Here is a 14,441-nt window from a genome sequence, read left to right on the forward strand (position 1 = left end):
ACCTCTTTGTTTGAATGGTTATTTCTTTTGTTTGAAGCGGTTAATATGTGCTCCTAGTGTTGGCACCCCTAACTCTTCCTCATAAATCATCCATTCTTCCGGAATGTTCCAGAAGCTTTTGAATTCATCCGTGAATTTTTCGCTTAAGGCAAAGCTTTGGGCATACATATGTCTCACTTGAATGGCAGCATCTTTATTCAAAATTTTTGTTCTTTCGCCTTCCATCCATTCTTTCGTTGGCACACTGCGGTCTATCCGTCTTTTGCCAATTTCTTTCCGTTTTTCTTCTGTTGCTTTTAAATCAACAGTATATATGCCTTTTTCTTCGGTAAAAACACAGCCATAAACTTGTTCTGCATAGCGAAGAAGGATATATTTTTCATTTAAATCGCTTTCAACTAGTTTTGGATTTCTTTCTAACGGATCTCCAAATCCTGGGCCCCCGCGAAGATAGTTCATAATCACATCGTAGTCAACAAACTCTTCTTGTGTAGACACCGCCTGTCTGTCCCGATGGATCACTTCAGCTTCCATATTTCCCTCAAAGGTTGGGTAATCTGGATCGACATCTCCTCCTAATGGAATTGGCAGCCTTTTTGCAATCCGTTCTTTGATGTTTGTCTTGTTTGCCTGGAATCGATAACCTGCAGCTGCCGGATAACCGCCCATTAAACCGCAGTCTGTTGCTATAACCCCAGCACCAGCGAGGAACATTGTCCATTCTTGTGCCCCCCATCCTAAACGGAGTGACTGCCAACCATTTCCTCCGCGATATTTTCCGGCACCACCCGATCCTGGTAAAACTTGTCTTCCTAAGAAGATAAGCGGTTCAAGCAGTTCCCAAATTTCCATGTCTCCCATATCACCCTCTGGATTCCATAGCGCGGCAGAATGGTTGATTCCATCCTGAACAGCACTAGCACCAACACCGCAAGCGGAAGTTTCAAAACTATTCATCGCAGATAATTGTCCATATTGGTCATATCCACCGCCCATTAGCCAGTTGGAAGTATGTGCATTTCCAGCATTTACTTCTTCTAAATAACCGCGTCCAAAATAGGAACGACTTAAGCCGCGCCAAAGTGGAGACCATGCCGCCACAAGCGCATGCCATGTGTTCGAATGGGCAGAACGAATATCGTCAGGGTTAAACCACGATCCATAGGGAATGCCAAATTTACTAGCATAATAAGCACCGTCATTGATACGATCATTTGGGACAAGCGTTTGTGAAAGCATGACCCAGATCCCACTTGTAATCGATACTGGTGTGGCATTAAATGGATGCCATCCCCAGCGGTTTGCTCCTTCGAAATCAATTTCTAGCATTGCATCTTTATGAACAGTAATTTCTGAAGGAGTATGAATGATCGTGTTAAGCTTAGCAAAGGAAGGAAGATCCAAATCTTTGAATGGCACATCCACAAACGATGCTTGCCGATATTTTCCTGGAATCAACATAGTTTTTACCTGATTCACAAATCCTCGACGTCCATCCTCAATAATTTCACGCATAAATTGTTTATAAGCGTCGACACCCTCTTCCTTGATGACATCTAATACAAGATCACGGATCATGTGGCAGCCCGCAATACGAGTTTTTTCATCGAGTGTCCAATACTTGACCGCACGTACCGATCTCGTACTTTCAAGCAGCCAGTCTTTGGAAAGGATATCGTTTTGACCGATTTTTCGACAGGTTACTTGGTATCCATCATCATATCTTTGAACTGGACCCATTGGCATACTTCCTGGCGCAGATGCACCTGTGTCAATTACGTGAGTAACACCTCCAGCCCAGCCAATGACTTCTCCTTCCCAAAAAATTGGAATAAGCGTATGAACATCACATGTATGGACATTTCCTACATGGTTATCGTTATTACAGAAGATATCCCTGTCATTTATTCCTGGGTTATCCTCATATTCGTTTTCGATCATAAATTTAATCGCAGCTCCCATCGTTCCAACATGGATGATAATCCCAGTAGATGTAACAATGGAATCTGCCTCTGGAGAGTACAAACTAAAGCAAAGTTCCCCTTCCTGCTCAACGATTGGTGAAGCGGCTACTTTTTTGGCCGTCTCCCTTGCATGCACAACCCCACCGCGAAGTTTGGAATAGATTTTTTCGAAGCGAATGGGATCGGTTTCCTTAAAGGGAAGCGACCTTAAACCGGCATAATAGCCAGTTTCTTTACTAATTTCATCCATTTCCTTTCGCATTTGTTTTAGCGATTTTCCATCCCAGCCAATTGGCTTTTTCTTTTGTTGAACGTCAGTCACTAATTTCGTCAAATTTGGTACCCCCTTAAGATTTTTTTAAAAATAAACATATTACTACAATTCCTTTAAATGGAAGATACGATTTTCATCTAGATAAGCTTCAAACCCAAGCGGAACGACCAAGGTGGTGGCTGTTGATTCAAGAATGGAAAATGCCTGAATACGATTTCCAGGTAATAATTTTTCCATTTCATAAATATTCGCTTGAAGAAACTCACCATTCCAATAAATCTCTCGTTCACCTAGGAAAGCATCTGCAGGTGGTACTTCCCCATATAAAGGCTCCTGCGGAATTTGTGGTTTCGCTACATCAACCACTCCGCGTACAATCGCACCTGTAATCGAGTAGCCAAGCTCCGGTGATAGAGCAGCTTTTGCATAAACCCTTGCATAGCTCTCTTCAAATGTTTTAATAAGGCTTTCCCACTCATCAACGGAATGAAATGCCGAAATCGGTGCCTCAATTTCCAAATCATTTAATTGACCTTGATATTGCATGCGGTAAAGCAGCCGGAAATCCACATCTTCTGGTGAATAATCATTTTTCTTAAATTCCTCTGCCACCTTTTTCTTCAATTCATCCCATGCTGTCTGTAGTTCCCTTCCTGCCATCAAAATATCTGAATATTCTGCTTTTTCAGCGACATTAATGTCTAATGTTTTATCATAACGATATTCGAAATCTGCAGCACCACAGCCAAATGCAGAGAACCCGGCAGCCCATGCAGGAATAAGTACATCTTCAAAGCCAAGACCCTTTGTATAGCCTGCTGTGTGCAACGGACCTCCACCGCCGTAAGAGAAGCAGACATATTGGGAAGGAGAATATCCTTTTCCTAGAATCATGGATTCCAGATAATTGCGAAGCTGTGATTCTAATAGTTGGATTACTCCAAACGCGGCATCCTCTACGCTTAAGCCAAGCGGTTCGGCTACTTGCTTCTTAACCGCTTCATACGCTTTTTCTTTTGAAAGTTTAATGATCCCGCCAATAAAATTATTCGGATTAATCAAACCAAGCACAACATGACAGTCCGAAACGGTTACAGTATCAAGGCCCCCACCTGGGTAACAAACACCCACTCGCGAACCTGCACTGTCAGGTCCCAATGAAATATTTCCATAGTTTGGATCAATCCGGACGAAGCTGCCTGTGCCTGCACCTGTAGTATCCATAGAGACAAGCGGCAATGACAGCACAAGGCGAGCCATATCTGGGCTAGTGTTAATCGCCAATTCTCCCTGAGTTATCAACCCGATATCAAAACTAGTTCCTCCTATGTCGGAACAAGCAACATTTTTCAATCCGAGTTTTTCCGCTAAATATTTGGCCCCAACCATTCCGCCAATTGGCCCAGAAACACAGGTTCTTGCCAATTCATTTGCTTTTATGCTAATTGTTCCGCCATGACTGGCCATTATCCGCAAGTCAAATTCAGTTCCTGCCTCTCTTAAGGCTGAATCAATATTTGCTAATGTTTGGCGTGAAGGTTCCGCAGCATATGCCTCAACAATTGTCGTATTTGTACGGTGCGATTCTTTTCTGACTGGATAATAATCTACTGTTGCAAACACTTTAATGTCCTTATTCGCTTTTTTTATGATCTGTTCGGCGATATCGCGAACTTTTCTTTCATGCGCCGGATACTTATAGGAGTGAAGAAAGCTAATAACAATCGCTTCTACGTCCTCATCAATCAATTTTTGAATGGCTGGTTCAATTTCATGATCATAGAGAGGAATGACAACGCTTCCAAAAAGGTCCACTCTTTCTGTTATGCCCACTGTCCATTTTCTTGGAACAAGCGGTGAATCGAAGTGATGGGTATTAATATGAATCCGGTCAGAATAAGAATAGCCAAGGAAGGATTGAAGCCCGCGGCCCATTCGATGATTATCCTCCATTCCTTTATTTACTACTAATCCAACACGACGCCCTACCCGTGAAACGAGTCGGTTAAGCATTGCAGTTCCTGAATAAACACCTGCTAAAAGCTTTGGAAATTCCTCTTCAATCTTCGTATCCCATTGGCTCAAAGCATCTCTAGCAGAGTTTAATAATCCAATATGTTCATCTAGCGGTGTTGTTTGTGCCTTGCCTACAACAAAATCCCCATTTTCATCAATAATAAACGTGTCTGTCATTGTTCCGCCAGCATCAATGGCAAGAATTTGAGATTTGGCCAAATACACTCTCTCCTTTCAACTGAATTAATTCTTATTACCAACAGCTTCTGGACAAATGATTCGCCTTTATTGCTGTTATTCTTTATATTGCAACTATCGTGCCAAAATTCTAAATATATATTTTTTTCTCAAAATATCATTTGCGAGAACCAGTCTTCTCCTCATTTCCGGGCTTTTTTTCTTGTCATACAATTTCTTTAAATGAAACTAGTAGATCCTTGTGCCAATCTATTTACTTGACGAGATATTGTAGCGATTCGCAACAGTTGTAGCGCTACATATGTTTTTTCTAAAACAATGTTCAAACTATTGATATCTTGGAAAGATTAGGATAGTATTTTGAATAGATGGAATATTTTCAAAATTGTTTTGCTGCTCAAAATCCTGCATCCCAACCTCTTAGTGATCTGAGTCTTGGAAAAAGTGTTCCGAATACATATGGAGGAGGCTAAAAAAGTTGAAAAATCCTTTTCTTTCGATTACTTCTACACAGGATTTATACAGTAAAGCAAAATCCATAAAACATAAATGGGAAAACTTTATGTCCTATTCTTCAAAAAGTGAAAATCTGCTAACTTTGGTTCGGAGTGACATACTAGATTCATGGAATCGCTGTCAATCTGTTGGTCTTAATCCAGAACAAAAACAAGCCAAAACTGCATTTACCTCAGTTGAACTTGCAAATATCCTTTCAGAGTCCGATCTCTATCGTGCTGCCAAACCGGTTATCGATCATATTTATGATAAATTAATAGGTACCGGTTACGTACTTACCTTGAATGACGAAAATGGGAAAATCATTTATTTAAAAGGCGAACCACATATTATTAGGAAAACAGAAAAAATGAATTTTTCGCCTGGAATGGATTGGAGTGAGAGTGCGGCAGGAACCAATGCAATCGGTACAAGCATTGTATCCAGAAAGCCGATTCAAGTTTTTTCAGCCGAGCACTTCTGTGAAGGCTTCCATCCTATGACGTGTTCATCCTCACCGATTATTCATCCTTATTCCAAAAATGTCATTGGCGCAATTGACTTTACTGGATTTTGGCCAAGCACACAACCCCACACATTAGGCTTAGCTGTCTCCCTTGCACAGATGATTGAACAACAGTTTTTGCTGATGTTACGAAAGAAATACAATCAACTGGAAGAATACTATGGTGAATATACTTTAAAATGGAAGGATCATTCTATTTTCGTCATAAGTGACGAATATGTTCTTGTTAATGGGGAACAAGCGTTACTTACTGCCTTGAACTTGAACAAGGAAATGACATTTGATAACCATCTGAAAATTAAGAAGCTTCTCCAATCCCCAAAAAGCATGAATATAGTGGAAGGGTACTCCTTTAAAGAAGTGAACCCTATCCTCATCAATAAAAAACAGATTGGGTATATTGCTATTTTTAAAAACAAAACGGGTGCGTCGGCAAGCGTGCGAACTCCAAATAAAAAAAATCCACAGTTAATTGGTCAGTCCGTGGAAATGAAAACGATTTTGACCAAATGCCAGCGGATTGCAAATGTGGACACACCTGTATTAGTAACTGGTGAAACAGGTACGGGGAAAGAACTTATCGCTAAATACATTCACGAAGAGAGTACTAGAAGGGATAAACCCTTTATTGCCATTAATTGCGGTGCAATCCAAAAGGAACTCATCGGCAGTGAGCTGTTCGGTTATGAAAGCGGTACCTTTACTGGAGGAAAAAAAGAAGGAAAAAGAGGGAAATTTGAGGAAGCAAATGGTGGTACGATTTTTTTAGATGAAATTGGAGAAATGCCCATAGACTTGCAGGTACACTTACTAAGGGTTCTTCAAGAAAAAGAGGTTACCAGATTAGGTTCTTCCAAAATCACTAAGATTGATGTAAAAGTAATTGCGGCAACCAACAAAAATCTGGAGACCTTAATTGAGGAAGGGCAATTTAGAAAAGACTTGTTTTTCAGACTTAACGTTATTTCCTTAACTGTTCCTTCCTTACGGGACAGGAAAGAAGATATCCTTCCCATAAGTGATTACTATTTAAATCTATTTGCAAAAAAATACAATAAACCTTTCCGCATTTCCCTATCAGAAGGAACAAAAGATTTCTTTTTTACCTATACGTGGCCTGGAAATATAAGGGAATTAAGAAATACTTTGGAACATGCTGTAATCTTCAGCAACTCAACTGAAATTGAAAGAGATCATCTTCCGGATTATCTAGCAGATTTACAACAGCAACATGCCCTTGTTGAGCCAGAGCAGTCTGGTTTTTCTGCCATGGAAATAGCAGAAAAGGAACAATTAAGAAAACTGTTAACGCAAACCGATTGGAATATTTCCGCCGTTTCAAAAGCATTGAATATGGCAAGATCTACTTTATATAGAAAACTAAAAAAGTATAATTTAAAGGAAAAATAATGATCCTACTCTTTGGTTCTACAAGAAAAGCGCAAGCCCTTTATGATTGTAGCAACTTCCTAGTGGTAACCACCTTTCTACTCGCCGTTTCCTTCTCCTGCTTGAGACGGAACTTAATCAGAACGGAGATCGTATGTTAGGTGTATTTATGTGAAAAGGCATTTTTTAAAGCGCTCATTGGTATATGCCATTTCAGATGAATTTTTAGCACCAATACAGCTCAATTGGTGACCTCTTTTCCCTTATTCTGGTTTTTGAGTGCGCCAATACGGCTCATTGGTGACTTCTTTTCCCTTTTTCTGGTTTTTTGTGCGCAAATACGGCTCATTGGCGACCTGTTTTCCCTTTTTCTGGTTTTTCAGTGCGCCAATACGGCTCATTGGCGACCTGTTTTCCCTTTTTCTGGTTTTTCAGTGCGCCAATACGGCTCATTGGTGACCCGTTTTCCCTTTTTCTGGTTTTTCAGTGCGCCAATACGGCTCATTGGTGACCTGTTTTCCCTTTTTCTGGTTTTTTTAGGTACCAATACAGCTTATTGGGTTCAAAAGAAATTTTCCATGAAGAAAATGCTGGGAATTTATCAGACTGCCAGCAAATTGGATGGAACTACTTGCCTTTACAGCCGTCGAAAGGCAGTGGAGGCAACCTCTTTGTCCAAACTTGTATACTTCTTGTTCCTTGTCGAACCACATACGACTTTAAAAATAATTATGGAAGGTATCAATGTAGAACCTAAATGGACACAGTTGTATAAGGTTAGTGAAAAGGGCTGTCATTGGGATAAATAGGACCTGGGCAGCTTCTTCTAAAGCAAAAAAATGGTTTGTGTTGGGGCTTCACAAAAAAGGGTAAACATATAAATATAAATTTTGATATTAAAGAAAAGACCCGCCAAGTGGCGGGTCTTTCTGTCATCCTGTATTCCTTAAACCAGCTGCTACACCACTGATTGTTAATAAAACCTGGGTCATTAATTCATCGTCTGGAATTTCATCCTTGCGAAGTTCTTTAATTAATTCCACTTGAATAAAGTTTAGAGGATCGACATATGGATTTCTCCTATGGACAGAATCTTTGATATTCGGCGTATGGTCTAGCAGTTCTTCATCTTCTGAAATTTGGAGAAGAATGTTCTTTGTCCGGTCGTATTCCTCCATAATATTGCTGAAAATACGATCGGCAATCGCTTTATTTTCAACGAGAGAAGTATATTCTTTGGCCGTTGTGATATCTGCCTTCATCAAGGCCATCTGTAAATTATCAATCGTACTGCGGAAAAAAGGCCATTCAGCATACATTTCCTGCAATAGTTCCAGGTTTTCAGGACTCTCTTGCGCAAAACTCTGCAAACCAGTTCCAGCAGCATACCATGCTGGTAATAGCTGTCTGCTCTGCGTCCAGGCGAAAACCCACGGAATGGCACGCAAATTTTCAAAATTGCTGCTATTTTTACGGCTCATTGGTCTTGAGCCAATGTTCAGCTCTGCAAGCTCTTTAAGCGGGGTGGCCTGGTTAAAATATTCAAGAAAATCGGGGTCCTCAAATACCAGGGACTGATATTTTTGCAGCGACACCGCAGAAATCTGTTCAATCGCTTCTACCCATTTTTGATCACGAAGATGTCCTTGTTCCGATTCTTTCAACACATTAGCTGCAGCCTTCATCATCGTTGAAGTAGCCTGTTCTAGACTTCTAAATGCGATGTCTTTCAAAAGGTAACGAGAAGAGAGAACCTCCCCTTGTTCCGTAATTTTCACGCCGTGGCCAAGTGTCTCGACTGGCTGAGAAAGAAGGCTTCTGTGTAAAGTTCCGCCTCCCCTTCCGAGTGATCCACCTCGCCCGTGGAAAAACTTTAGAGTGATTTGATGCCTTTTTGCTATATCATTAATCTCCAACTGGGCTTTGTACAGCTTCCAGTTGGCCGTCAATGTTCCGCCGTCCTTGCTTCCATCTGAGTATCCCAGCATGATTTCCTGCTGATTGCCCATTTTCTTTAAGTGATTCCGGTATAATGGCAATTTGAATAATGTGTCCATAATTTTTGGACCGGCAGTTAAATCATCAATGGTCTCGAGAAGTGGGGCGACATGAATGTCTGATTCGAAAGTTCCATCAGCATGCAGTCTGTAAATACCTGCTTCTTTTGCCAGTAACAGTACCTCCAGCAAGTCACTTGCAGATTGCGTCATACTAACCAAGTAAACAGTAATGGAGCGTTTGCCAAATTCTTTATGCGCCCGCTTGATCATTTGGAATACCTCGATCATTTCCTGTGTCTCCTTGGAGTAGTCTTCGTGAAGCAATAGCAGTGGACGTGGATTTTCTAAAAGTTTTCCAAGTAGCTCCTGCTTTTCTTCTTCGGCTAAAGCGGGATAATCCTCCGTGATTCCCACTTTCTCCAATATTTCCGAGATTGCTGCTTCATGTTCTCCACTATGATTTCGAATATCTAGCGTAGCAAGATGGAATCCAAATAGTTGTACTTGTCTAATTAATTTTTGAAATGTTTTCAGTTCATGATGTACTGGATGATGCTGATAAATGCTTCGTTTGATGATCAGAAGGTCATCAAGTAATTCTTCAGAGGTCTTATAGCCAATGGCTGATTCCCCTGCTTCCTTAAGCCTTTGTACCATGACAGCGAATTTTCGTCTGTATACCTCGCCTTCAACATTCCACTTTTGCTCATTTGCAAGGTATGCTTCTTCATCTCGCTTGACAGATTCCAGTAATTCCTCACTAACGGCAACTCTAGTAGTTGAATGGCTGAATCGCTTCATTAAATCCACTAATACAGCTTTATATTTTTTTAATACAAGCCGCCTTTGTCTTTGTAGGGTTTCCCAAGTGATTTCCGGTGTAACATTCGGATTTCCATCCCTGTCACCGCCAATCCATGATCCAAAACGAAGGAAATGAGGGACTTCCCATTCATGATCCGGATAATGCTCTTTCAAACTGGTTTCCACCTCTTGATGGATTTCAGGCAGGACATCGAACAGTGTTTCATCAAAAAAATACAGTCCATTCCTTACTTCATCAATGACAGTTGGCTTCCGGTCTCGAAGTTCATCTGTCTGCCAGAGGACAGATACCTCATTAAATAAGCTTTCTTCTACCTTCCGACGCTCTTTCTTAGATAACAGAGGATTATCAAGACTTTTAAGAATATCTGCAATCCTTTTTTGAATTTCAAGAATGGAGCGCTTAGTTGCTTCTGTAGGATGGGCAGTAATGACCAATTCCAACGATATGGTATTTATGACATTTTGCATAAGCTCAGAGGATATAAAATTATCTTTCAATGAAAGAATGGCTGCTTCAATTGAGTCGGGTTGCGTACTCGTGTCTGACTGGAGCAGATAGTCACGTCGTCTGCGGATCCGATGATTCTGTTCTGCTGCATTGATTAAGTGAAAATACACGGAAAACGCGCGTATAATATTTCTCCTCATCGGGGCAGACAATTCAGCGATCTCCGTTTTTAAATCAGTGTATGTTTCAGGGTCATTTTCATTCCTGAGCGTTTTGCACATTACCCTGATCTTCTCTACTTTTTCAAATAATTCCATTCCGCCATGATAGACAAGGATGTCTCCAAGGATGTTTCCGAGCATCTTTACATCCCGGCGCAATGGCAAACTGCTATCGTTTACTTCAATTCCTGATGTCATTTTTGTCTCCCCTCTAACTTATGAGAATATTTTAACTATTAATATAGCATAAAAGTACCAACTTTGTGAAATAATAAGCATAAAAACACAATCAGTAGATTACAAAAGAGATTCCTTTTCGTTAAGTTGGTTTTCCTATTGCTACTACCCTCCATTCGCCTCTTTTATTCTTTTTTGGTACTGATCGATCAATTCATCAAGCCTTTTGAGTTGAAAGGAATAATCATACATTGCTGAACCTATAATCGTTAGACGAAGTCTATCATTTCGCTCCATTGTTCTATCCTCTATCACCGATTCAAGGAAAGATCCACTTTCCTGGACGATAGGGTCCACATCAAATTCCTTGATTTTCCCACTATATTTCAGCAAAATTAATTCATGGTACTGGATCAGTTCTTCTAAATGATCATCGAACTCGCGGGTCTCCACCTTGTGTGGGCGGCTTTGAAAGAAATGGTCCTCCACAATATCTAGAAGTCTCAAACCATGATGAAGGCAAGCAAGCATTTGTTTAAAAACGACTAGTTGCCTTATATCAAGGGGTTTGACTTTTGATATTTTCTCCCTCTCCTCGTCCAGAATTTTATACAGTTCTTCTAATTTAGCAATATCCTTTCGTAATTGAATCCACTGTTTTTGAAAAGTTTTTTCGGTGAGTTCATTGGATATCACTGTTCTAACCAGCAAAGATAAAGTTTTAAAGCTGCTATCCATTTTTTCCATGAAAATTTTACTGAAATTAGGTGGGTATACGATAAGATTCACGAGAAATGCCGATCCCATTCCTACAAGAACAATCAAAAACTTGTGAGCAGCAGCCAAGATCCCTTGTAATTCCTGTGAACTCATCATAATCAATACCGTAATTATAGTTAAGGAAATGGAACTTTCCATTTTAAGCTTCAAACTAAGGACAATGATAATCATGGTGATAAGACCGATAACAACAGGGTTGTTGCCGAACAAGTAAATAGAGGCCACAGCGATGATTGCACCGAACAAATTAGCCTGAAACTGTTCTGACACTTGTTTCCAAGAGCGATAAATAGACGGCTGGATTGTGAAGGAAGCTGCAATTGCAGCAAAAACAGGTGGCTCTAATCCAAACCATTTGGATAGGTATAAAGCCAAGGTTACAGCGATTCCTGTTTTGAGCACCCTTGGTCCTAGAGTAATCATGATGAAAACCCACTTTCTTTCTATAACTCATTACCTTAACAACAAGGATTAAAACGCTATACAAAAAGGTTATTCTCCCCTGAATCGGGAATAATACTCTAACAGCTTTTTAAAAAGGTGGAATTAGGATGGTGAACTTAGACAGAAATCATAATCCCAGGAATAATGCAGATATGATTTCACGCTTTTCCGAGAAAAATTTATCAATGGATGAGTTGGTCAATGAAACAAATCGGTTATTGATAGCAGCCAGCAATAATGACAAACAGTTATTTCCTATTAAAAAACGTCCCTCTTTTTTTCCTGATTTTCCGGTGAATGTAAAGAGATTTTTCCAGACTAAATCAGCCTTCGATGATGCTGTTCCATATCACACTGTTGTTGACGTAAATGGCAATGCTGCTCCAAATTGGTTAACGAAATTGAACAAAGAGTATGAACATCTTCTTGAAAAAATTAATCGTACTGTTCATATTGGGGACCTCGGAGCGGTCGGAGATGGCAAAACAGATCATACGGAAACTTTCAAATTAGCACTTGGTCATGGTCATGTAAAAGTATTCGTTCCAGAAGGTATATTTATCGTGAAAGAAATAAAATTGCCTTCCTATACTATCCTTGTCGGTGCCGGAAAAGGAAAAACAGTTATCAAGCTTCATGATTCTGCACCAAAGGGCATGAGACTCATATCGAATAAACATCACCGAACAGGAAATCGTAATATTTATGTAGGCGGAATGACACTCGACTGGAATGTTGAACGGCTCGGATTTGTAGAAAAAACAAGTACTTGGGGAAATCACTCCAGCTGCTTGTTGTTTGCCAATGTAAAGTACGGTTGGGTAAAAGAGGTGGAAGCAAGCAATCCTGGACTTCATTGCTTTGACATTTCCTCTCCTCTGTACAATTACTATGGTGATGGATTCCGAGCTCGCAACGGAAGTGAATTCATTTGGCTAGACAATCTGACAGGTTACGGTTTTGGAGATGATGGGATTACGACTCATCATAGCGATAATATCTTCATTTCAAATTGCCATATGAGTGACCCAAGTGGAAAAGCACATAAAAAAGGTTTTTCTAATTCTAACGGGATTGAAATTGATGATGGTTCAAGAAATGTATGGCTATTGAACAACTCTACTGCCAGGTGTTTTGGCGGAGTGGAAGTTAAGGCCCACGCTACCTCTTCGGCCCCTATGAATATCTTCATCATAGGACATTTATCTGTGAACGATAATCGCTCCTATAATTTTCGTCATATCGGACATCACAAGGACAATGATCCCGAATCGAAAACGGCGATTAACTTAACAGCAGCCAATATCATCTCTTTCCATTCGGTATACAGTGAATTATATGGCCATTCAGCCCCAAGAGCTATGGTTGTATCCGCATATAAAAACGTTGCGGTCCATCATTTTACGGCAATCGGTGATCCATCCTATGACTACAACGGGGAGCCTGTCATAGCAATTCAGTACCGTGCCCGAAATGTAAGGTTAAATAACATAAAGGTAAGCGGATTTTCAAATGCCGGGTCGGACATCAAAGTTTTTGGAGGCAGTAATCATGCTGACAATGTGAAAATTACCAAAGTTGTCTCGAAACATTCTGCACCAAAAACCATTGAGATTGGGAAGGGCGTAACTCAATCATTAGTTGAGAAAGTCTTTGCAGAGGCTATTAATGCCAAAACAGTTGTACAAATAGCTGAAAATCAGTCGGTTATTAAAGAGATTCAATCAATAGGCTTCAAGGAAACTATCTTAAGACTGTCCGATGAAGAAAACACAGTTTGAAAATTGGAACCAAAGAGGGGAAGCCGCATTGCTTCCTCCAGTCAATCAAGCACCCATTTATGAATTGCCTGAGCGACACCACTATCTTGATTCGTGCCTGTAACATCATCCGCAGCTTCCTTGACAACAGCCTGAGCATTCCCCATTGCGATGCCTAGCCCAGCCTCTGTAATCATCGCAATGTCATTCAGGCTGTCACCAATTGCCATCACGTTTTCCATGGTAATTCCCAATAATTCGCATACCTTCTGTAAGCCTTTGGCCTTATTGATCCCTAATGCGTTTACCTCAATGTTTTTGGGACTCGAATTGCTTATTTCAAATAAATCCTTAGCTTTTAGCTCGGTTAACACCCTTCCCCTGATTTCGTCCTCTTCTATCTCAAAACCAAACTTAAGCCATCTTTGGGAGAACAGGTCCTCAGGCAGGTTATTTCTCCAAACTTCCTCTCTGCTCGTGACCCAAAATCCAGCGTTGTGCTTCTTGGACAGCTCATACATCCATTTGATTTGTTCCGTATCGACGGGATTCACTTCAACAAGCTCTCCATTCGGTCCCCATATTTCTCCACCATTGACTGTCACAAGATAGGAAGAAAGCTCTAGGGAAAGAACATAGTCTCGCGCTGTCCTGAGGCTACGCCCGGTACTAAGTACCACATTTATTCCTTTTTGTTCAGCTTGCTTGATCGCCTGTCTATTTTCATTTGTAACCTGATGGTTTTCATTGAGCAAAGTTCCATCCATATCAAGTGCAATTAATTTGATATTCGATCCTTTTTTATTCAAAATATCCTCCTGTCAAACAGTCATTTTCGTTTTTGATTCTTCTAATTTCCTTCGTTCAAATAATAATTCCAGAAAAATAGACTCCACCTTTCACCGCTGATTGTCATATAGG

At 40.4% G+C, this 14,441-nt stretch carries 8 protein-coding genes; 3 read left to right on the forward strand and 5 right to left on the reverse strand.

What is annotated here, in order from left to right:
• Nucleotides 1-18: 18 nt before the first annotated feature.
• Nucleotides 19-2,298, reverse strand: a complete 2,280-nt coding sequence (locus tag J2S25_RS12260; protein ID WP_241768447.1) for a hydantoinase B/oxoprolinase family protein — start codon at nucleotides 2,296-2,298, stop codon at nucleotides 19-21.
• 42 nt (nucleotides 2,299-2,340) lie between these two features.
• Nucleotides 2,341-4,473, reverse strand: coding sequence for a hydantoinase/oxoprolinase family protein (locus tag J2S25_RS12265; RefSeq protein WP_084221757.1), 2,133 nt, complete (start codon nucleotides 4,471-4,473; stop codon nucleotides 2,341-2,343).
• Nucleotides 4,474-4,930: 457 nt separating this feature from the next.
• Between J2S25_RS12265 and J2S25_RS12270 the strand changes: the two genes are divergently transcribed.
• Nucleotides 4,931-6,883: a sigma-54-dependent Fis family transcriptional regulator gene (locus J2S25_RS12270; protein ID WP_044392453.1), complete on the forward strand. Its 1,953-nt coding sequence runs from the start codon at nucleotides 4,931-4,933 to the stop codon at nucleotides 6,881-6,883.
• A gap of 557 nt (nucleotides 6,884-7,440) precedes the next feature.
• Nucleotides 7,441-7,671: a hypothetical protein gene (locus J2S25_RS12275; protein WP_307192042.1), complete on the forward strand. Its 231-nt coding sequence runs from the start codon at nucleotides 7,441-7,443 to the stop codon at nucleotides 7,669-7,671.
• A gap of 123 nt (nucleotides 7,672-7,794) precedes the next feature.
• Here the strand turns inward: J2S25_RS12275 and ppc are convergent, their stop codons facing one another.
• Together ppc and J2S25_RS12285 are read right to left on the reverse strand one after the other, a co-directional pair.
• Nucleotides 7,795-10,557, reverse strand: coding sequence for a phosphoenolpyruvate carboxylase (ppc, locus tag J2S25_RS12280; protein WP_044394045.1), 2,763 nt, complete (start codon nucleotides 10,555-10,557; stop codon nucleotides 7,795-7,797).
• Nucleotides 10,558-10,701: 144 nt separating this feature from the next.
• Nucleotides 10,702-11,739 carry an FUSC family protein gene (locus J2S25_RS12285; RefSeq protein WP_307192043.1) on the reverse strand — a complete coding sequence of 346 codons (1,038 nt, stop codon included), beginning with the start codon at nucleotides 11,737-11,739 and terminating at the stop codon, nucleotides 10,702-10,704.
• A gap of 128 nt (nucleotides 11,740-11,867) precedes the next feature.
• On the opposite strand from J2S25_RS12285, the gene J2S25_RS12290 reads away from it, so the two are divergent.
• Complete coding sequence (locus tag J2S25_RS12290; RefSeq protein ID WP_307192044.1) at nucleotides 11,868-13,541, forward strand: glycosyl hydrolase family 28-related protein; 1,674 nt, start codon at nucleotides 11,868-11,870, stop codon at nucleotides 13,539-13,541.
• Between the two features lie 41 nt (nucleotides 13,542-13,582).
• Here J2S25_RS12290 and J2S25_RS12295 read toward each other — a convergent pair whose 3' ends face one another.
• Complete coding sequence (locus tag J2S25_RS12295) at nucleotides 13,583-14,329, reverse strand: Cof-type HAD-IIB family hydrolase (protein ID WP_128721537.1); 747 nt, start codon at nucleotides 14,327-14,329, stop codon at nucleotides 13,583-13,585.
• Nucleotides 14,330-14,441 lie beyond the last annotated feature (112 nt).

Origin of the sequence: Mesobacillus stamsii, from assembly GCF_030814065.1 — a bacterium.
GTDB classification, from domain to species: Bacteria; Bacillota; Bacilli; order Bacillales; family Cytobacillaceae; genus Mesobacillus; species Mesobacillus stamsii.